The sequence below is a fragment of the Mycobacterium sp. genome (genome assembly GCF_032162105.1).
In the GTDB taxonomy this organism is placed as follows: Bacteria; Actinomycetota; Actinomycetes; order Mycobacteriales; family Mycobacteriaceae; genus Mycobacterium.
On sequence record NZ_JAVRPS010000539.1, the window covers coordinates 1 to 18846 of the forward strand.

The window sequence follows — 18846 nt, forward strand, 5'->3', positions numbered from 1 at the left end:
CCGCGAAAACGAAAGCACCCCCAGCCCTGACTCAAGGAGACAACGATGGACGAACACGCCTACCGCGTAGGCGCAGCAGTGGAGTACCTCGTGCGTCGGATGGAGACGTTCTGCACCGTCTCGGGTACGGACGTGTTTATGTACGAGGGCCGTGTCCGTGCCGGCATCCCAGTACGCATGTCGGCCACCAACGTCATGAGGGGTCAGGCCCGAAACTATGGCATCCATCGGGAGCTATACCCGGAGGACACCAGGAGATCCTGTACGGCATCACCGGATCACCGGAGGGCGCCGAAGCGGTCAGGGGCTTCGTGGACGCACTCAGCGGCTCGCTGAGAACGGTGTGTACGGAGTAGCGCGAAGCACCACTGCTTCGACATGGTGTTGGGAGACCTGGGCTGCACGACGCACGGGGCCACCATGGTGATTCCTGCGCCCGGATTCGACCCAGGGGCGACGCTCGCGGCCGTCGAGCAGGAGCGGTGCACCGCGCTCTACGACGTGCCGACGATGTTCATCGCGATGTTCGGCCATCCCGACTTCGCCGCGCGCGACCTGTCGTCGCCGCGCACCGGCATCATGGCGGGCGCGATCTGTCCGGTCGACGTGATGAAGCGCTGCATCAACGAGATGACCATGACCGAGGTTTCCATCGCCTACGGAATGACCGAGACCTCGCCTGCGTCCTGTCAGACTCTGATCGACGACGACCTGGAACGGCGCACCTCGTCGATCGGCCGGGCCCATCCGCACGTCGAGATCAAGATCGTCGACCCCGACACCTGTGCCGTCGTCGAGCGGGGCGAACCCGGTGAGTTCTGCACTCGCGGCTACTCGGTGATGCTCGGGTACTGGCAGGACGACGACAAGACTTCTGCGCACGTCGAGGAGCGAGTACAACAGGGACGCGATCGATGCCGACGGGTGGATGCACACCGGGGATCTCGCGGTGATGCGCGAGGACGGCTACTGCAACGTGGTCGGCCGGATCAAGGACATGGTGATCCGCGGCGGCGAGAACATCTACCCGCGCGAGATCGAGGAATTCCTCTACACCCACCCCGACATCGAGGACGCCCAGGTCATCGGAGTTCCCGACGAGCGCTACGGCGAGGAGACCTGCGCGTGGATCCGGATGAAGCCCGGTCGTGCGCCGCTCGACGCCGACGCGGTGCGCTCCTTCGCCGCCCGCAAGCTGGCGCACTACAAGATTCCCCACTACGTCCACGTCGTGGACGAGTTCCCGATGACCATCACCGGCAAGGTCCGCAAGGTCGACATGCGCGAGGAGAGCGTCCGGCTGCTCGGCCTCTGAGTCCGCTCCGGTGGCAGCGACGTCGCACTGCTGCCACAGTTGACGCATGTCCGCCGCGACCACGTCCGCCGTCCTCGGGCGACGTGCGTGCGCGCTGGTCGCGGTGTGTTCGGCCGCGGTGCACGGGCTGATGCTCGGCCAGGCAGGCAACCCCGCCGTCGCCACCCTCGTCGTCGCGATGATGGGCGCCTGCCTCTACTGCGCCCGCGACCTGTGGACGGCGAGCTCGCCGCGGGCGTGGTGCGTCGTCGCGGTGATGAACCTCGGCATGGTCGCGGTGCACTGGTCGGCGCCGGGCCACCACCACGGCGGGGCGGTCAACACTGCGGTGGCGCTCCCCACCTCGACGCTGATGACCGTGGCGACCGCGCTGTCGGTGCTCGAAGCGGCGGCGGCCACTGCGGTGCTCTACGTCCAGAGCAGGGGCCGCACCGTCAGCGTTGGCTAGCCCGTTGGCGGGGTGAACTGGCTGAGCACCAACTCGGCGCCCTGCGGGTCGCGGACCCTCACCGTCTTCGTCCACTGGGTGTCCTCGGTGTCGATGACGGTGCCGCCGAGTCCCTCCGCGGTAGCCGCGGACGCGTCCCGGTCGCCGACGGCGAAGGTCACCTGCCAGCGTTCGGGATGGCCCTCCGCGATGATGCCCATCCATCCCACGGCGTCCTCGAACCCGGGTGGCGCCATGATGCCAGACTGCCGCTCCCTGATGTCGGGGTCGACCGTCGCGGCGAGGTGATCGCCGTAGCCGGGCCTGCGGATCATCGTCGCGAACCCGACGTCGTCGACCTCCCAACCGAACAGCTGCGAGTAGAACGCGGCGGCGGTGTGGGGATCCGACGTGAGGAGGTCGCTGAAGTTCCACGTCCCTGGCACGTTGACCAGTTGTGCGCCGAGCCGCTTGCGCGCCTGCCACAGCCGGAACTCGGCGCCGCGGGGATCGACGCATACGGCCTGCCGCCCGCCGGGCCCGGCGTCGACGGGCGCCAGGGACACCGTGCCCCCAGCGGCTTCGACGGCCTTGGCGGTGGCGTCGGCGTCGTCGACGGCGATGTAGGTGCGCCAGGTGACCGCCTCGTCGTCGGAGTCGGGCGACGCGATCGCGGCGACGTCCTGGCCGTCGATGGTGGCGATCAGGTAGTTGCCTGGAGTATCGGTGGGAATCGCGTCGGTGAAGGTCCAGTCGAAGAGGCCGGCGTAGAAGCGGCGGGACTCGTCCAGATCGTGTGCGACGGTGTCCACCCAGCTGGGGATGCCGTGTGGATAAGCCTTCGGTTCAGTCATGCGGTCAGAGTGCCCGATGGCACCGACACGCGAACGTCGGTGGAGGATGTCTCGACTCTGCAAGCCTCATAGGCAACCAATGGTTGCGCGAGAGGGAACGCTCGGCTACGGTGATATGCAACCAAACGTTGCAGAAAGCGGGAAGCCCATGGAGTTCGGAAGCATTGAGCGCGAGATCTACGTCGACGCGTCTCCTGAGATCGTCTTCGAGGTGATCAGCAGTCCCGAGCACATCCGGGAGTGGTGGAACGGTGCGGAGACCGACCTGTCGCCGACCCCGGGCGCGGTCGCCGAGATCGCGTGGGGGAGGAACACGGCGGAGCCGCACATCGAGGCGCTCACGGTCGTCGACGCGGAACCGCCTCGCTGGTTCTCGTTCCGGTGGGTCTACGACGGCGCCGCCGTGGCGACCCCCACGAACTCGCTGCTGGTCACCTTCGAGCTCGTCCCGTCTGGCGCGGGCACGGTGGTCCGGGTCACGGAGACCGGCTTCCGGGAGAAGGGGTGGGAGATCGCGGTTCTCGAGGCGGCGTACATAGACCACGTGAAGGGCTGGGACATCTTCGTGCCGAGCCTCGGCGACTACGTCACCCGGCTGGTGTCGACGGCATGAGCGTCGCCGTCGACGACGATCTGTGGTCCGCGATCGGGGACCCGACCAGACGCCGGATGCTCGACCTCCTGCTCGCCGAGGGTGCCGGCACGGCCACCACCCTCAGCGAGCGATTGCCGGTGACACGTCAGGCCGTCGCGAAGCACCTGGTGGTCCTGGACCGCGTGGGCCTGGTTCACGTCACGCCCGCCGGACGCGAGCGGCGCTACCAGGTGGACGAGGCCCAGCTCGCCCGCGCGGTCGCCCAGCTCGCGGACGTCGGGGCGACCTGGGACGCCCGCCTGCGGCGGATCAAGCGGATCGCCGAGGCGATCCAGCGCAGACAAGAGAAATCCTGAAGTTCCGGTTCGAGACCGGCGGCTTCGACTGTCGAAGAGGCCGGCGCAGACGCGAAACGTGTCGATTCCCGTCAGCGATGCACCAACCCCGACAGCCGCCGCGCCAGCACGCTCCGCACCGCCGGGATGCGACCGGCCAACCCGATCGCGACGTTGCGAACCGGCCGCACTGCGCGCGGCAAGGTGGCAAGGCGCGTCAGGCGGTCGGTCAAGGTGATCACCTGCTGCGCGATCGGCCGACGCGCCGCGGCGTAGTCGTCCAGCACCGCGTCGGGGGCGCCACCCAGCACGAGGGTCAGCGCTTCGGCCAACGCGACGGCGTCCTGGATGCCGAGGTTCATGCCCTGTCCGCCCGCCGGGCTGTGCACGTGGGCGGCGTCGCCTGCGAGCAGGATCCGGCCCGAGCGGTAGGTGTCGGCCACGCAGTGGTGGATGCGGAACCGAGAACCCCACAGCACGTCGGTGACCGTCATCCGGCCGACGCCGTAGCCGCGGTCGTCCAGAATCTGCTGGACGAACTCCGCCGACGGCACCTCGGGGGCGTCGTCGACGGGAGCGACGACCCGAAACGCGCCGCCGGGTAGCGGCGCAACGACCGTGAGCCCGGCGGCAGCCCAGAACAGGACGACCTCGTCGACGGGCGCCTCGCCCGTCAGGCGCACGTCGGCAAGGACGAACGACTGCTCGTACTTGCCGCCGTGGAATCCGATGCCTGCCTGCTCGCGCACGGTGCTGTGCATGCCGTCGGCGCCGACGACATAGGCGGCCCGGACGACGTCACCGTCCTCGAACGCGGCGGTGACGCCGTCGGCGTCCTGCGTGACGGCGCTCAGCACCTTGGGCCGGAGCACTTCGCCACCGAGCTCGACGACCCGGTCGAGCAGCAGCCTCTCGGTGTCGCACTGGGGGAGTAGCAGCGTGTAGGGGTACGCGCTCGGCAGTCCGCTGAAGTCGATCGGGATGAGCACCTTCTTGCCGTCGCGGATGGTGAACCGCGGCGCCTGGACGCCCTCCTTCGCCAGGCGGCGGGCCACGTCCAGTCCTTCGAGCACCTCGAGCGTGCGGGCGTTGATGGCGCCGGCGCGCGACGTGTTGGCTCCTGCGGTCTGGCGGTCGACGATCGTGGCCCTCGTGCCGCTGGCCAGCAGTGATGCGGCCAGGGTCAGGCCGGTGGGGCCGGCCCCCACGATGAGTACGTCGGTGTCCTTCATGAGAGTCTCCTTTGCTCGTACTTTTGCCAACGCTTGTTGGCATTCATATGGTCCACCGCGTCGGAAGAAAAGTCAACAGGCGTTGGCCTACACTCGTTGGTATGGGTAGGAAGGCCGATCAGACCAAGGGCGTCATCCTGACCGCGGCCAGGGAGCGCTTCGCCGAATCGGGCTACGAGGGCGCCACCATCCGCGCGATCGCGGCCGACGCGAACATCGATCCGTCGATGGTGATGCGCTACTTCGGCAACAAGGACCAGTTGTTCGCCGCGGCCGCGGAGTTCGACCTGCGCTTCCCCGACCTGTCCGGCATCGAACGATCCGAGGTGGGCGCGGCGATGGTGGCGCACTTCCTGTCTCGCTGGGAGGACGACGATGCGCTGATCGTGCTATTGCGGTCCAGTACCACGAATGCCGAAGCGGCCCAACGCATGAAGGGGATCTTCGCGACGCAGCTGCTGCCCGAGATCGCGAAGTTGACGCCCGAGGACGCCCCGCGGCGGGCCGGTCTGATCGCTACCCAGGTGCTCGGCATGGCGCTCTGCCGCTTCGTGCTGCGGATCCCGCCGATCGTCGAGATGACCAGGACCGAGCTGATCGACTGGCTCGGGCCGACGCTGCAGCGCTACGTCGACGGCCACTAGCCTTCCTGCGTTGCCGCGGGGCGGCCTGCCGCGATGTTCAGTTCTGGCGGGAGTACCCCGGTTTGGAGAGCAGGTCCCGGATGCCGGCGTCGATGAATGCCGTGTCGACCGGGTTCGGCCCACCTCCGGCGAAATGACCCCAGATACCGGGAATGACTCGCACTTCACCGTGCGCGATGTACTGCGACGCCCAGTGCTCGTCCTCCGGCGGAAAGTAGAGGTCCTTCTCGGCAGGCATCGCCAGTAGCGGGCACCGGATCGAGGCAAGTGCCTTCTCGACGTCACCACCGAAACCCGGTGTGTTGCCGACATTTCCGCTGTGCCAGGTACGGAGCATGGTGATCAGGTTGTTGGGGTCGCGCCCGTCGCGGAAGAAGTTCTCCCAGAATCCGTACAGGAAGTCGTCGAACGAGGTGAACCCCAGTTCGCGCCACGCCTCTTCCTAGTAGAACGCCTGTGAGAAACCCCAGCCCGAGTACACCCGGGCAAACGCGCGTAATCCCTTGATGGGTAGCGCATCCGGGGAATAGTCGCCGTCGGCCCATACGGCGTCGGCGGTGAGCGCGGCGATCAACGACTCGAGGAAGACCTTGTTGTGTGGCGCAGTCTTGCTCGACCCGCAGAACGGTGCGGCGCGTTGCACCATCTCAGGGTGACTCACGGCCCACTGATAGGTCTGGCCAGCACCCATCGACCATCCGGTCACGAGCGCGATGGTCGAAATGCCAAACTTCTCGGTGACCAGTTTGTGCTGCGTCTGCACCTGGTCGTAGAACGTCACGGCGGGAAAGCGGGCCCGATCATAGGGCGCAGGGGTGTTCGACGGTGACGACGACAGCCCGTTACCGATCATGTTCGGAATGATGATGAACCATTCATCTGGGTTGAGCGCTTTGTCTGTGCCGATTAGCCATTCGTTGTCCGTATGCCACCCCGAATACCAGGTGGGGTAGACGATGACATTGGTCTTCTCGGCGTTGAGCGTGCCGTAGGTCTTGTAGGCCAGTGTCGCGTCTCGCAGCGTGAAACCACTCTGCAACGTGAAGTCGCCGAGATCGAAGTACTCGGCATCGGTTGGTGCAGGCATGATGAGATCCCTTTCAACTCTTTGGTGTCGGCCCGTGGTGGTTTAAGGTTACGTGCTCACCGCGCACTGACCGCGGTCGATGCGTTGTGGGCTCCGCGCGGACGGCCGCACATCGATGTCGAAGGTCGCTGTCGGAACTTAAAGCGTCGCACAGGAGTTCGGCACATCCACCACGCCGGACAGACGCCCTTCGACGGGGCGGCGCCGAGCTAGGCCTCGATCTCGCCGACGATGCGCCGCTCGATGCTGGCCCTGGCAATCGCGGGCAACACCACCAGCCCGTCGAGTTCGTGGCGGGCCTTGGCGTAGGCGCTCCGCCGTTCCTCGTGCGTCGCGGCCTCGTCGGAGGCCACGCGGAGCAGGTGCTGTGCGCGTTCCAGCCGCTGCTGGCCCTCCGGCGAGAAGTCGCTGCGCCGTCGGCGGATCGCCTCCGCCTCGGCCACGTCGAACGCCGATGCGTAGTCGTGCACCGCGTCGCGGTAGTCGAGTTGGGTCGCACGGTCGCCGATGGCGTCGTCGACGCTCGCCGGGCGCAACAGGTCCGCGCGGCTGCGGGACTTGTGGAATGCGACGGTGAGCGGTTGCCGCATGTCCGTCATCATCGGGAAGTCCAGCAGCTTGGCGACGTCCATCTCGTAGTCCAGCCAGCGTGCGTCGATGCGGTCGTGGTGCCCGAGGAGCTTGGTCAGCTCCCTTCGGGACGCGACTTCGTCGAGCTTGGCGCGTCCGGACGCCTGCGCCACCGCGATCTTGGTCTGCTGCTTGATCCGATACTTCTCCAGCCGGCGCTCCGCGCGCCGCTCGTTGGCCGCCGCGACCGCCCTGACGCCGCCGCCGATCATCCCGCCCAGCGGGAAGATCAGCCACCAGAAGTGCCACAGGGAGTCCACGGTTTCCAGAATGCCACCGCCGCGAGTGCGACCCCCGGACTCGGCGATTCAGCGCGGAGCGAAATCCGCGGTTCGATGTATTCCGGCCAGCGCGCGGGTCACACCAGTCCCGCCAGCCACTGCGCGGGGCGAGTGTCGAATTGCCCGCCTTCGAGCGAAAGCGGGCAGCCGATGTTGCGATTCGCTCGGAGGCGGGCACATCGATGGGTCGTCCGACCGCGGAGACTGATGTGGCGGATGTGACCTAACGGCCCGCCAGGCCGATCCGTCGGTAGCGGCGCAGCCGCGCGGCCAACCGCGCCTCGACGGGCACCGCACGCAGCCGGTGCAGCTCGTCGGCGATCGTCGCCGACAGGCGTCCGGTGAACTCCATCGGAGTGTCCGCCGCGTCGGGGTGCTCGGGCACTATCACGTCCACGATCCCGTGGCGCATCAGGTCGGCCGACCGAATGCCTTGCGCCGTAGCCAGTTCCGCGGCGTGGTCGGTATCGCGGTAGACGATCGCGCTGGCCCCCTCCGGCGGCAACGGAGCCAGCCAGCCGTGCAGCGCGGCAAGTACCCGGTCGGCGGGAACCATCGCCAGCGCCGGGCCGCCGCTGCCCTGACCGAGTAGCACCGACACCGTCGGGGTGTCCAGCGTGACGAGCTCGGCCAGGCACCGGGCGATCTCTCCGGCCAGCCCGCCCTGCTCGGCCTCTGCCGACAACGCAGGGCCCGCGGTGTCGATGACGAGCACCAGCGGCAGCCGCAGCCCCGCCGCCAACGCCATGCCGCGGCGGGCTTCCCGAAGCGCCTTCGGACCGACCAGACCGCCGACGACGCGCTGCTGGCCGAGCACGACGGCGGGCTGGCCCCCGAACCGGGCCAGCGCGAGCAGCATCGTCGCCGCCTCGCCGCGGTCGGTGCCCGACAACAGCACGCGGTCGGTGGTCCCGTGCCGCAGCAGGTATCCAATGCCGGGCCGGTCGGGCCGTCGCGACGCCTCGACCGAGTCCCACGCCGGCACGTCGGGGATCGGTTCTGGCGCAGGCGCGGGTGGGGCCGCGCCTGGCTCGTCGGCCACCACCTTGAGCGCGCGGTCCAGCGTGGAGCGCAGCAGTTCCAGCGGGACGACGCCGTCGATCACGCCATGACGGTGCAGGTTCTCCGCGGTCTGCACGCCCGACGGGAACGGCTCGCCGTAGAGGTGCTCATACACCCGCGGCCCGAGGAAGCCGATCAGCGCGCCGGGTTCGGCGGCGGTGACGTGTCCCAACGACCCCCACGATGCGAACACCCCGCCGGTGGTCGGATGCCGCAGGTACACCAGGTAGGGCAGGTGTGCCTGCTTGTGCAGTTCGACGGCCGCCGCGATCTTCACCATCTGCAGGAACGCGACGGTGCCCTCCTGCATGCGGGTGCCCCCGGAACTCGGCGACGCCACCAGCGGCAGGCGTTCGGCCGTCGCGCGCTCGATGGCCGAGGTGATCCGCTCCGCGGCAGCCACCCCGATCGAACCGGCCAGGAAGTCGAACTCGCAGGCCACCACGGCGACCCGCCGCCCGAACACCCGGCCCTCGCCGGTCAGCACCGATTCGTCGAAGCCCGTCGCAGCCCTGGCCTCGGCCAATTCCCGCCGGTACTCATCGTCGGCGTCGACGTCCAGGGGTGCGCGGTCCCAGCTGCGGAACGATCCCTCGTCCAGCACGGCATCGCGGAGCGCAACGGCGCCGATCCGGCTCACAGGGAGAGGCTATCGGCTGGGTCGATAGGCTGGCCCAATGATTGGTGCTACCCGAGTTGGCAACGTGTTGACCCTCGAGATGCAGCGCGAGGACCGCCGCAACGCGCTGAACTGCGAACTCGTCGACAGCCTCCGTGAGGCGATCGAGCAGGCCGCGGCCGGCGACGTCCGCGCGATCGTGTTGACCGGTGCCGGCGACGTGTTCAGCTCGGGTGCGGACCTGACCGACGCGGCAGGGATGGCGGAGCGGCTACCCGACAAGGCCAAGGCGCTGAACATCGCCATCGACGTCGCGCCCATCCCCGTCATCGGCGCGATCAACGGTCCCGCGATCGGGGCCGGCGTCATCCTATCGATGATCTGCGACCTGCGGGTCGTGGCACCCAACGCGTACTTTCAGTTCCCCGTCGCGAAATATGGCCTGGCGCTGGATAACTGGAGTATCCGCCGGCTTACGTCATTGGTCGGTGCTGGCCGGGCCCGTGGCATGCTGATGGCCGCCGAGCGGCTCACCGCGGACGTCGCACTCCAGACGGGACTGGCCAACCGGCTGGGCACGCTGGCCGACGCGCAAGCATGGGCCGCCGAGATCGCCGGGTTCGCTCCTCTGGCCCTGCAGCACGCCAAGCGAGTGCTCAACGACGACGGCGCATACGAGGATCCGTGGCCGGCTCACCAGGAGTTGTTCGAGAAGGCCTGGGCCAGCCAGGACGTCATCGAGGCCCAGGTGGCGCGCATCGAGAAGCGACAACCGAACTTCCAGGGCGCCTAAATGTTGCGGGGGGCGGCCCGCCTGGTCGGGGGAACGGCGGCGATCGTCGGTGGCGGCTGGGTGTTGCGGGCAATGCAGGGTGCCCCCGCCGCCCTCGGCGCGTCCCCGGTCGAGATCGACGCCGCCACGAAGGGCTCGCCGAATTACCACGACGGTGCCTTCAAGAACCTCGAACCGTCATCGACGATCAGCCTCACCCGCCAGGAGCAGTGGGTAATGGCGCGCGAGATCATCGGGGGTAGCTCGCGGCAGCACCCGTCGGAGCCCATCCCGCTCGTCACCCCGGCCGCTGATCTGCCTGCGGCCGACCTCGCCGCCACCTGGTACGGCCACTCGTCGGCCGTGATCGAGATCGACGGCTACCGGGTTCTCGCCGACCCGGTGTGGAGCGACCGGTGCTCGCCGTCGCAGGCGCTGGGCCCGCAGCGCCTGCACCCGGTGCCGGCCCCGCTGGACGCGCTGCCCGCCATCGACGCCGTCATCATCAGCCACGACCACTACGACCACCTCGACGTCGACACCATCAAGCAGCTGGCCCGCACGCAGCGGGCCACGTTCTTCGTGCCGCTGGGCATCGGCGCCCACCTGCGGGCGTGGCACATTCCGAACGACCGCATCGTCGAGCTGGACTGGAATCAGAGCGCCGATCTCGGCGAGCTCACCCTGGTGTGCACCCCTGCGCGGCACTTCTCCGGACGGTTCCTGACCCGCAACGTCACGCTGTGGTCGTCGTGGGCGCTGATCGGCCCGCGGCACCGGGCCTTCTTCGGCGGCGACACCGGATACACCAAGAGCTTCCCCGACATCGGCGCCGACCACGGACCGTTCGACCTCACGCTGATGCCCATCGGGGCCTACCACCCTGGCTGGCCGGACATCCACATGAATCCCGAGGACGCGGTCCGCGCCCACCGCGACGTCACCGATGCCGGACTGCTGGTGCCGATCCACTGGGGGACGTTCCGGCTCGCGCCGCATCCGTGGTCCGAACCGGTGGAGCGGATGCTCGTCGCCGCCGACGCCGAGGGCGTCGACGTCGCGATTCCCAGGCCGGGCCAGCGCGTCGAAACCGGGCCGCGTTCGACTTTGGACCCGTGGTGGAGGTCGGGCGGCTAGCGTGCTGGTGTGCGCCCTGCCCCGGTGATCCACCTGATCGCGTCGATGACCGCGCTGACCCTACTCGCGGGTTGTGCCTCGTCGCCGCCGCCGCAGTCCGAACCGTCGAGCGGCCCTTCCTCGTCATCCGACGTGCCGCCACCATTGGTACCGGCGATGCCGCTGCCGGACAACGCCGTCGAGAACGCGGTCGCAAAACTCGACGGCCTCGCCGCGGATCTGATGACCAAGTCCGGCATTCCCGGCATGGCGGTCGCCGTGGTGCACGGCGGAAAGACCGTGTATGCCAAGGGATTCGGTGTCAAGGACGTCCGCAACGGCGACGGCGCCGAGAATCGGGTCGACCCCGACACCGTGTTTCAGCTGGCGTCGTTGTCCAAACCGCTGGGCTCGACGGTCATCGCGCACCAGGTCGGGGTGAACGCGATCAGCTGGGACACCCCGATCGTCGAGAAGCTGCCGTGGTTTGCGCTGTCCGACCCGACCATCACGAAGATGGTCACGGTCGGCGACATGTACTCGCACCGGTCCGGACTGCCCGACCATGCAGGCGACCTGCTGGAGGACATGGGCTATGACCGGCGCAATGTCTTGGAGCGGCTGCGGCAGTTGCCTCTGGATCCGTTCCGAATCTCCTACGCGTACACCAACTTCGGGCTGACCGCTGGCGCCGAGGCGGTCGCCGTCGGCGCGGGCAAGTCGTGGGAGGACCTCAGCCAGGACGTGCTCTACCGACCGCTGGGCATGGCGTCGACGAGTTCGCGGTTCGACGAGTTCACGGCCCGGCCGGACCGCGCGCTGGGCCACATCCACGTCGATGGGAAGTACGAGCCGCTCTACGTTCGCGATCCGCAGCCGCAGGCGCCCGCGGGCGGGGTCAGCAGTTCGGCGAACGACATGACCCGCTGGCTGACGATGGTGCTGGCCAACGGCACCTACGACGGCAAGCAGATCGTCGACGCCAAGGCGCTGCTGCCCGCGGTGACCCCGCAGATCGTGTCCAGCCCGGCAAGCGAACCCGCAATGCGGTCCGGCTTCTACGGCTTCGGGTTCAACGTGGGCTCGACGTCGGCGGCCCGCATGCAACTCAGCCACTCCGGCGCCTTCGAGCTCGGCTCGGGCACCAACTTCGTCATCCTGCCGTCGGCCGACGTGGCGATCGTCGTGCTGACCAATGCCACCCCGTCCGGCGTGCCCGAGGCGCTCACCGCGCAGTTCGCCGACCTGGTGCAGTTCGGTGACGTTCGCGAGGACTGGTTCACGCTCTACAACGACGCCTTCAAACAGATGGAGGTGCCGTTCGGCTCGCTGGTCGGCAAGCAGCCGCCCGCGAACCCCGCGCCGGCCGCGCCGTTGGCGAGCTACGTAGGCAGCTACGACAACCGGTACTGGGGACCGGCCCGCGTCGCCGAGAAGGACGGCGCCCTGACGCTGTCCATCGGCCCGAAACTCACTGTTCCGCTCCAGCATTGGGACGACAACGTGTTCACCTTCTCGTTCGTCGCCGAGAACGCGCCGCCTGGAACCGTTTCCAAGGCCACCTTCAATGGTGACAAGCTGACGCTGGAGTACTACGACCAGGACGGAATGGGAAGCTTCACCAAATGACGACGACCGCAGTCGCTGCAGGCCTGTCGGACGCCGAAGTCGCCCAGCGCGTCGCCGAGGGCAAGACCAACGACGTGCCCGCGCGGGCCGCTCGCAGCGTCAAGGAGATCGTGCGCGCCAACGTCTTCACGCGCATCAACGCGATCCTCGGCGTCCTACTGATCATCGTGCTGGCCACCGGATCGTTCATCAACGGACTGTTCGGGCTGCTGATCGTCGCCAACAGCGGGATCGGCATCATCCAGGAGTTGCGGGCCAAGCAGACGCTGGACAGGCTCGCCATCGTCGGTCAGGCGAAACCCGTGGTGCGCAGGCGATCCGGCACCGCCGCGAGGCCGCCCAACGAAGTGGTGCTCGACGACATCATCGAGCTGGGTCCCGGCGACCAGATCGTCGTGGACGGCGACCTCCTGGAGGAGGCCAACCTCGAGGTCGACGAGTCGCTGCTCACCGGCGAGGCCGACCCGATCGACAAGGACGTCGGCGACAAGATCATGTCGGGCAGCTTCGTCGTTGCGGGCAGCGGTGCCTACCGCGCCACGAAGGTGGGCCGCGAGGCCTATGCCGCCAAGCTCGCCGAGGAGGCCAGCAAGTTCACGCTGGTGAAATCCGAACTGCGCAGCGGCATCAACAAGATCCTGCAGTTCATCACCTACCTGTTGATCCCCGCGGGCCTGCTGATCATCTACACCCAGCTGTTCACCACCGACGCCGGCTGGCGGGAATCGGTGCTGCGCACGGTCGGTGCCCTGGTGCCGATGGTTCCCGAGGGTCTGGTCCTGATGACGTCGATCGCGTTCGCCGTCGGCGTGGTCCGGCTGGGCCGGCGGCAGTGTCTGGTGCAGGAGCTTCCCGCCATCGAGGGGCTGGCCCGCGTCGACGTGGTGTGCGCCGACAAGACGGGGACGCTCACCGAAAACGGTATGCGGGTAAGCGATCTCAAGTCCCTGACGGAAGGGGACGTGGCAGACGTGCTGGCCTCGCTCGCGGCCGACGACAGCCGACCGAACGCCAGCATGCAGGCGATCGCCGAGGCCTACTCTTCGCCACCGGGCTGGAGCGCCACCGCGACGGAGCCGTTCAAGTCGGCGACCAAGTGGAGCGGCGCCTCCTACGGCGAGCACGGCAACTGGGTGATCGGCGCCCCCGACGTGCTGCTCGACCCGACCTCGCCGCAAGCCGAGCAGGCCGAGCAGATCGGTGCGTTGGGCCTGCGGGTGCTGCTGCTTGGTGCGTCCGACCGCTCCGTCGGCTCGCCCGACGCGCCTGGCGAGGTCACCCCGGTCGCGTTGGTGGTGCTCGAACAGCGGGTCCGCCCCGACGCCCGAGACACGTTGGACTACTTCGCATCCCAGAAGGTCACCGTCAAGGTGATCTCCGGCGACAACGCGGTGTCGGTCGGCGCGGTGGCCGGAACCCTTGGCCTGCAGGGCGAGACCATGGATGCCAGGCTGTTGCCGTCCGAGCCCGGCGAGCTGGCCGACACGATGCAGGAGTACACCACGTTCGGTCGGGTGCGACCCGATCAGAAGCGGGCCATGGTGCACGCCCTGCAGGCCCGCGGCCACACGGTGGCGATGACGGGTGACGGCGTCAACGACGTGCTGGCGCTCAAGGACGCCGACATTGGAGTGGCGATGGGCTCGGGCAGCTCGGCGTCGCGGGCGGTCGCCCAGATCGTGTTGCTGGACAACAAGTTCGCGACCCTGCCGTACGTCGTCGGCGAGGGCAGACGAGTGATCGGCAACATCGAACGCGTCTCGAACCTGTTCCTCACCAAGACCGTCTACTCGGTGCTGCTCGCCGTGCTGGTCGGCATGGCCGGGCTGTCCTCGAAGCTTTTCGGCACCGACCCGCTGCTGTTCCCGTTCCAGCCCATCCATGTCACGATCGCCGCGTGGTTCACCATCGGCATCCCGGCATTCGTGCTGTCGCTGGCACCCAACAAGGAGCGCGCCCATACCGGTTTCGTGCGGCGGGTGATGACTTCGGCGCTGCCGTCCGGACTGGTGGTCGGCATTGCGACGTTCGCGTCCTATCTGCTGGCCTACGAGGGTCGGGCGGCGACGCCGAGGGAGCAAACCCAGGCGTCGACGGCCGCTCTCATCACGCTGCTGGTGGGAGCGTTGTGGGTGCTCGCGGTGGTGGCCCGCCCCTACGAATGGTGGCGGGTGGGGCTCGTCACGGTGTCCGCGTTGGCATACGTGGTGATCTTCTCGATCCCGTGGGCTCGCGAGCAGTTCATGCTCGATCCGTCCAACGCAGTACTGACCTCGATGGCGCTCGGGATGGGCGTCACCGCCGCCGTGCTGATCGAGGTGATTTGGTGGGTGCAGGGGAAGGCCCCTGGTGAGCCGCGCCGCCTCTGGCGGTCATCGGCGGATTGAAGAATTACCCGCATCGCCCGAACTATAGGGTGGGGACATGGGATTTCTTGACACAGTAAAGGGCCTGGTTTCGAAGAACGCCGACAAGGTGGATACCGCCATCGACAAGGTCGGCGACGCCGTCGACAAGAAGACGCAGGGCAAGTACGCCCAGCACGTCGACAAGGTGCAGGACGCAGCGAAGAAGGCGGTCGACGGCACCCAGCAGCAGCCGCCGGCACCGCCCGCCCCGCCTGCACCGCCCGCGTCCTAGGGGTGGCCAAGCTGTCGGTCTCGGTCGACGTCCCGCTGCCGCCGGAGAGAGCGTGGGCGGCCGCCTCCGATCTGTCGCGATACAGGGAGTGGTTGAGCATCCACCGGGTGTGGCGCACCAAGCTGCCCGAGACCCTGGGGAAGGGCACTCAGCTCGAGTCGATCGTCGAGGTCAAGGGCATGCTCAACCGGGTGAAGTGGACCATCGTCAATTGGAAGCCGCCCGAGGCCATGACGCTGAACGGTGACGGCACGGGCGGCGTCAAGGTGAAGTTGATCGGCAAGATCAAACGGTCGGAGATGGACCCGGCGGCGTCCACGGTGACGTTCGACGTCCACCTCGGTGGCCCCGCGCTGTTCGGTCCGATCGGCATCATCGTCGCGGGTGCGCTCAAGGGTGACATCCGGGAGTCGTTGAACAAGTTCAAGTCCGTCTTCGCGTGACGGCCGTGCGCTACGAGTACGGAATCGACTTCGACGCCGTCGAGGCCATCGACATCCATACCCACGTCGAGGTCGACGGCCATGGCCACAACGCCTATGACGACGAGTTGGTGGACGCCACCCGGTCCTACTTCAGGATGGGCGACACCGCGGCGGCCACCGTCGAGGAACTCGCAGACCACTACCGCCGGCGCAATGCCGTTGCGGTGGTCTTCACCATCGACGCCGAGACGGCGACGGGCCACGCGCCGAATTCGGTCGAGGACCTGATCGCCGGTTGCGCGCGCAACAACGACGTGCTGATCCCGTTCGGGACGGTCGATCCGTTGCAGGTCGACCGCGCGGTGCAAGGGGTCCGCGCGCAGGTCGGGCTCGGAGTGAAGGGCTTCAAGTTCCATCCGAGCATGCAGGCGTTCGAGCCCAATGACCGCCGCTTCTACCCGATCTACGACGCAATCGCCGGCGCGGGGCTACCCGCGCTGTTTCACACCGGGCAGACCGGGCTCGGCTCGGGGCTGCCCGGCGGGCACGGCATCAAGCTGCGCTACTCCGACCCGATGCTGCTCGACGACGTCGCCGCCGACTTCCCCGACCTGACCATCGTGATGGCGCACCCCGCGGTGCCGTGGGTCGACGCGCAGATCGCGATCGCTGCGCACAAGTCGAATGTGTACCTGGACCTTTCGGGCTACTCGCCCAAGTACTTTCCGCCGCAGTTGGTCCGCGCGCTCGGTCGGCAGCTGAGTACCAAGGCGCTGTTCGGCACCGACTATCCCTATGTCCAGCTGGACCGTTGGCAGAAGGACTTCGACGCCCTGGACATCGATCCTGCGGTGCGGCCGCTGATCTTCAAGGAGAACGCGATGCGGGCGCTGGGCATCACCTCCTAAGCGCGAGAAGACGCAAACGCCCTCGACATGCCGCGGAAATGGGGTCGTTTGCGTCTGCTCGCCAGGGAGGCGCGATGAGTTTTCTGGGCGGCCCCGGTCGGTATCAATGACCGACCCGCCGAGCAAGGAGACCCTCATGGCCAATCGCACGATCGCCCCGCTGGGCGCCCCCACCTGGATCGATCTGCTGACGTCCGACCTGGACCGCGCCAAGGACTTCTACGGCACGTTGTTCGGTTGGACGTTTGAATCCGCCGGACCCGAATACGGCGGCTACGTCACCGCGTCCAAGGACGGCCGACCGGTCGCCGGATTGATGGGCAATGATCCGCAATTCCGGACACCCGACGGCTGGACCACCTACCTGCACTCCGCCGACGTCGACGCGACGATCGCGGCCGCCGTCAACGCAGGCGGCAGCACGTGCGGCGAACCCATGGACGTTCCGGCCAAGGGCCGGATGGCCACGCTGACCGATCCCACCGGCGCGTTCTTCGGGCTCTGGCAGCCCAATGGCCACAACGGCTTCGAGGTCGTGAACGAGACCGGCGCCCCGGTCTGGCATCAGCTCACCACCCGCGACTACCCCCGCGCCATCGACTTCTACACGACGGTGTTCGGCTGGCAGATGCAGGTCGAGGCCGACACTCCCGAATTCCGGTACAGCAACGCGATCTTCGACGGCGAGCCGCTGCTCGGCGTGATGGACGGCTCGGCCTTCATCCCCGAGGGGGAGCCGTCGACCTGGACGGTCTTCCTCGGAACCGACGACGTCGACAAGACGGTCGAGCTGATCACCGACAACGGCGGCGCCGTGGTCCGCGGCGCGGAGGACACCCCGTACGGTCGCCTCGCGGCGGTCACCGATCCGACGGGTGCGGGCTTCAACCTGTCGTCGCTGCAGGACTGACATCACCGAAAGGCAAGCAGGTACGTGCCGCCACCGATCTGGCATGAGCGATGCGCACGGGTGACCTTGACCCTGTCTCCGTCGTCGAGCTTATGTCGGCCCGGATATCTTGTGGCAACGCGTCTTTCGCCGCAGTGGTTGCCCGGACCGCTGACCTGCTAAAGGCTGCCGGCTGTCAGGTGCCCAGGCCACCTCGCACTATGGAACGATCGTCAGTCTGGAATGGGCGGGGTAGGCGGAGGTGCGAATCGTCGCCACATCGTCGGCGGTGACCTCGCGGCCGCGATCGTCGATGAACCCGACGTGCACCGGACGATTGTTCTTGCGCGTCCTTCGCTCGACAGTCGGTCCATCGGGCCGGGGCAGGTAGGCGTCACCCCATTGCTGCAGAGACCCTAGAGCGACGTGAAGCTCCTTACCGGCAGGAGTCAGCGTGTACGCGTACCGGGAGCGGCTGCCTGGCTCCTGGTAGGGCGCGCGGCTCATGACGCCGTACTCGACCAGTGTGGTGAGCCGGTCGGTGAGGACATCCGGGGCGATGCCCAACGCATCGCGGAACTGCGCGAACCGGGTCACCCCGTCCATGGCTTCTCGCAAGATCAAGAAGGTCCACCGTTCGCCAAGCACACCCAGGCTGCGGGCGATCGAACAGTACGGATCCAACACTTTCGAACTTGCCATGGCTCCACTGTAGCTGAGTTGCTCTTTCCTATCCAGCAGGCTACGTTGGAGAAACCAACTCAGCATCTCACCCCTGGAGGACATTCATGAAGCTCGCTGGAAGTACCGCACTCGTCACTGGAGCCAACCGAGGCCTCGGCCGGCACCTGGCCGAGCAGTTGATCGCCCGCGGTGCCACTGTCTACGCCGCGGCCCGCAACCCGGCATCCGTCGACGTGCCCGGCGCGATCCCGATCACCCTCGACATCACCGACCCCGCTTCAGTCGACGCGGCGGCCAAGGCCACCGGGAACGTCACCGTCCTGATCAACAACGCCGGCTCGCTGATCGGCGGCTCGTTCCTGCAGTCGCCGATCCAGGACATTCGGTACGAGATGGAAACCCACTACTTCGGCACCCTGGCCGTCACCCGCGCGTTCGCGCCGCAGCTTGCCGCCGCCGGGACCAGTGCTGTCCTCAACGTGCTATCGGTCATGTCCTGGTACACGACGCCCGAAATGAGCGCCTACTCCGCAGCAAAGTCGGCGGAATGGTCGCTCACGAATGCGTTGCGTCTAGAGCTCGCGAGCCAGGGCACACAGGTCAGCGCCCTGCACGTCGGCTACATAGACACCGACATGGCTCGCCACGTCGAAGCCGACAAAAACGACCCCGCCACCGTTGCGCAGCTCGCGCTGGATGCCG

At 67.7% G+C, this 18846-nt stretch carries 18 protein-coding genes and 2 pseudogenes; 14 read left to right on the top strand and 6 right to left on the bottom strand.

Features of this window, described 5'->3' with window-relative positions:
• Positions 1–363: 363 nt before the first annotated feature.
• A pseudogene (locus tag QOC69_RS27600) lies at positions 364–1315 on the top strand (AMP-binding protein); the annotation flags it as partial.
• 46 nt (positions 1316–1361) lie between these two features.
• Positions 1362–1763: a hypothetical protein gene (locus QOC69_RS27605; protein WP_526445684.1), complete on the top strand. Its 402-nt coding sequence runs from the start codon at positions 1362–1364 to the stop codon at positions 1761–1763.
• Here the strand turns inward: QOC69_RS27605 and QOC69_RS27610 are convergent.
• A complete protein-coding gene (locus QOC69_RS27610) occupies positions 1760–2596 on the bottom strand; it encodes a VOC family protein (protein WP_526445686.1) in 837 nt (278 codons plus the stop codon). The two genes, QOC69_RS27605 and QOC69_RS27610, sit on opposite strands and share 4 nt — an antisense overlap.
• A 79-nt stretch (positions 2597–2675) precedes the next feature.
• Here QOC69_RS27610 and QOC69_RS27615 point away from each other — a divergent pair, with 79 nt between their 5' ends.
• Positions 2676–3209 carry an SRPBCC domain-containing protein gene (locus QOC69_RS27615; RefSeq protein ID WP_526445688.1) on the top strand — a complete coding sequence of 178 codons (534 nt, stop codon included), beginning with the start codon at positions 2676–2678 and terminating at the stop codon, positions 3207–3209.
• Positions 3206–3547: an ArsR/SmtB family transcription factor gene (locus QOC69_RS27620; protein WP_526445690.1), complete on the top strand. Its 342-nt coding sequence runs from the start codon at positions 3206–3208 to the stop codon at positions 3545–3547. Before QOC69_RS27615 ends, QOC69_RS27620 begins: the two co-directional genes overlap by 4 nt.
• 71 nt (positions 3548–3618) lie before the next feature.
• On the opposite strand, the gene QOC69_RS27625 is transcribed toward QOC69_RS27620, so the two are convergent.
• Positions 3619–4758, bottom strand: a complete 1140-nt coding sequence (locus QOC69_RS27625; RefSeq protein WP_526445692.1) for an FAD-dependent oxidoreductase — start codon at positions 4756–4758, stop codon at positions 3619–3621.
• Positions 4759–4859: 101 nt separating this feature from the next.
• On the opposite strand from QOC69_RS27625, the gene QOC69_RS27630 reads away from it, so the two are divergent.
• On the top strand, positions 4860–5402 hold the full coding sequence (locus QOC69_RS27630) for a TetR/AcrR family transcriptional regulator (protein WP_526445694.1): 543 nt from the start codon (positions 4860–4862) through the stop codon (positions 5400–5402).
• Positions 5403–5439: 37 nt separating this feature from the next.
• Here QOC69_RS27630 and QOC69_RS27635 read toward each other — a convergent pair.
• From QOC69_RS27635 to QOC69_RS27645, 3 genes and pseudogenes are all read right to left on the bottom strand, one after another.
• Positions 5440–6489: pseudogene (locus QOC69_RS27635) on the bottom strand (alpha/beta fold hydrolase).
• Positions 6490–6698: 209 nt separating this feature from the next.
• The gene (locus QOC69_RS27640) at positions 6699–7331 is read right to left on the bottom strand and encodes a hypothetical protein (protein WP_526445716.1); all 633 of its coding nucleotides are present in this window, start codon (positions 7329–7331) and stop codon (positions 6699–6701) included.
• Positions 7332–7623: 292 nt separating this feature from the next.
• Positions 7624–9102, bottom strand: a complete 1479-nt coding sequence (locus tag QOC69_RS27645; RefSeq protein ID WP_526445696.1) for a carboxyl transferase domain-containing protein — start codon at positions 9100–9102, stop codon at positions 7624–7626.
• Between the two features lie 37 nt (positions 9103–9139).
• Here QOC69_RS27645 and QOC69_RS27650 point away from each other — a divergent pair, with 37 nt between their 5' ends.
• The 8 genes from QOC69_RS27650 to QOC69_RS27685 all read left to right on the top strand — a co-directional run bounded on the left by QOC69_RS27650 (position 9140) and on the right by QOC69_RS27685 (position 17481).
• Complete coding sequence (locus QOC69_RS27650; RefSeq protein ID WP_526445698.1) at positions 9140–9874, top strand: enoyl-CoA hydratase; 735 nt, start codon at positions 9140–9142, stop codon at positions 9872–9874.
• Positions 9875–10990, top strand: coding sequence for an MBL fold metallo-hydrolase (locus QOC69_RS27655; protein WP_526445700.1), 1116 nt, complete (start codon positions 9875–9877; stop codon positions 10988–10990).
• A 45-nt stretch (positions 10991–11035) separates the two neighbouring features.
• On the top strand, positions 11036–12598 hold the full coding sequence (locus QOC69_RS27660) for a serine hydrolase domain-containing protein (RefSeq protein ID WP_526445718.1): 1563 nt from the start codon (positions 11036–11038) through the stop codon (positions 12596–12598).
• Entirely contained in the window at positions 12595–14985 is a 2391-nt protein-coding gene (locus QOC69_RS27665) for a cation-translocating P-type ATPase (protein WP_526445702.1), read from the top strand. The genes QOC69_RS27660 and QOC69_RS27665 overlap by 4 nt, the downstream gene beginning before the upstream one ends.
• 37 nt (positions 14986–15022) lie before the next feature.
• Complete coding sequence (locus tag QOC69_RS27670) at positions 15023–15238, top strand: Rv0909 family putative TA system antitoxin (protein ID WP_526445704.1); 216 nt, start codon at positions 15023–15025, stop codon at positions 15236–15238.
• A gap of 2 nt (positions 15239–15240) precedes the next feature.
• On the top strand, positions 15241–15681 hold the full coding sequence (locus QOC69_RS27675; RefSeq protein ID WP_526445706.1) for a type II toxin-antitoxin system Rv0910 family toxin: 441 nt from the start codon (positions 15241–15243) through the stop codon (positions 15679–15681).
• Positions 15678–16571 (top strand): amidohydrolase family protein, encoded by an 894-nt coding sequence (locus tag QOC69_RS27680; RefSeq protein ID WP_526445708.1) that lies wholly within the window; start codon positions 15678–15680, stop codon positions 16569–16571. The genes QOC69_RS27675 and QOC69_RS27680 overlap by 4 nt, the downstream gene beginning before the upstream one ends.
• A 136-nt stretch (positions 16572–16707) precedes the next feature.
• On the top strand, positions 16708–17481 hold the full coding sequence (locus QOC69_RS27685) for a VOC family protein (protein ID WP_526445710.1): 774 nt from the start codon (positions 16708–16710) through the stop codon (positions 17479–17481).
• 198 nt (positions 17482–17679) lie between these two features.
• Here QOC69_RS27685 and QOC69_RS27690 read toward each other — a convergent pair whose 3' ends face one another.
• Positions 17680–18162, bottom strand: coding sequence for a winged helix-turn-helix transcriptional regulator (locus QOC69_RS27690; protein ID WP_526445712.1), 483 nt, complete (start codon positions 18160–18162; stop codon positions 17680–17682).
• Between the two features lie 86 nt (positions 18163–18248).
• Here QOC69_RS27690 and QOC69_RS27695 point away from each other — a divergent pair.
• The coding region (locus QOC69_RS27695; RefSeq protein WP_526445714.1) for an SDR family oxidoreductase at positions 18249–18846 on the top strand (598 nt) is incomplete at its 3' end.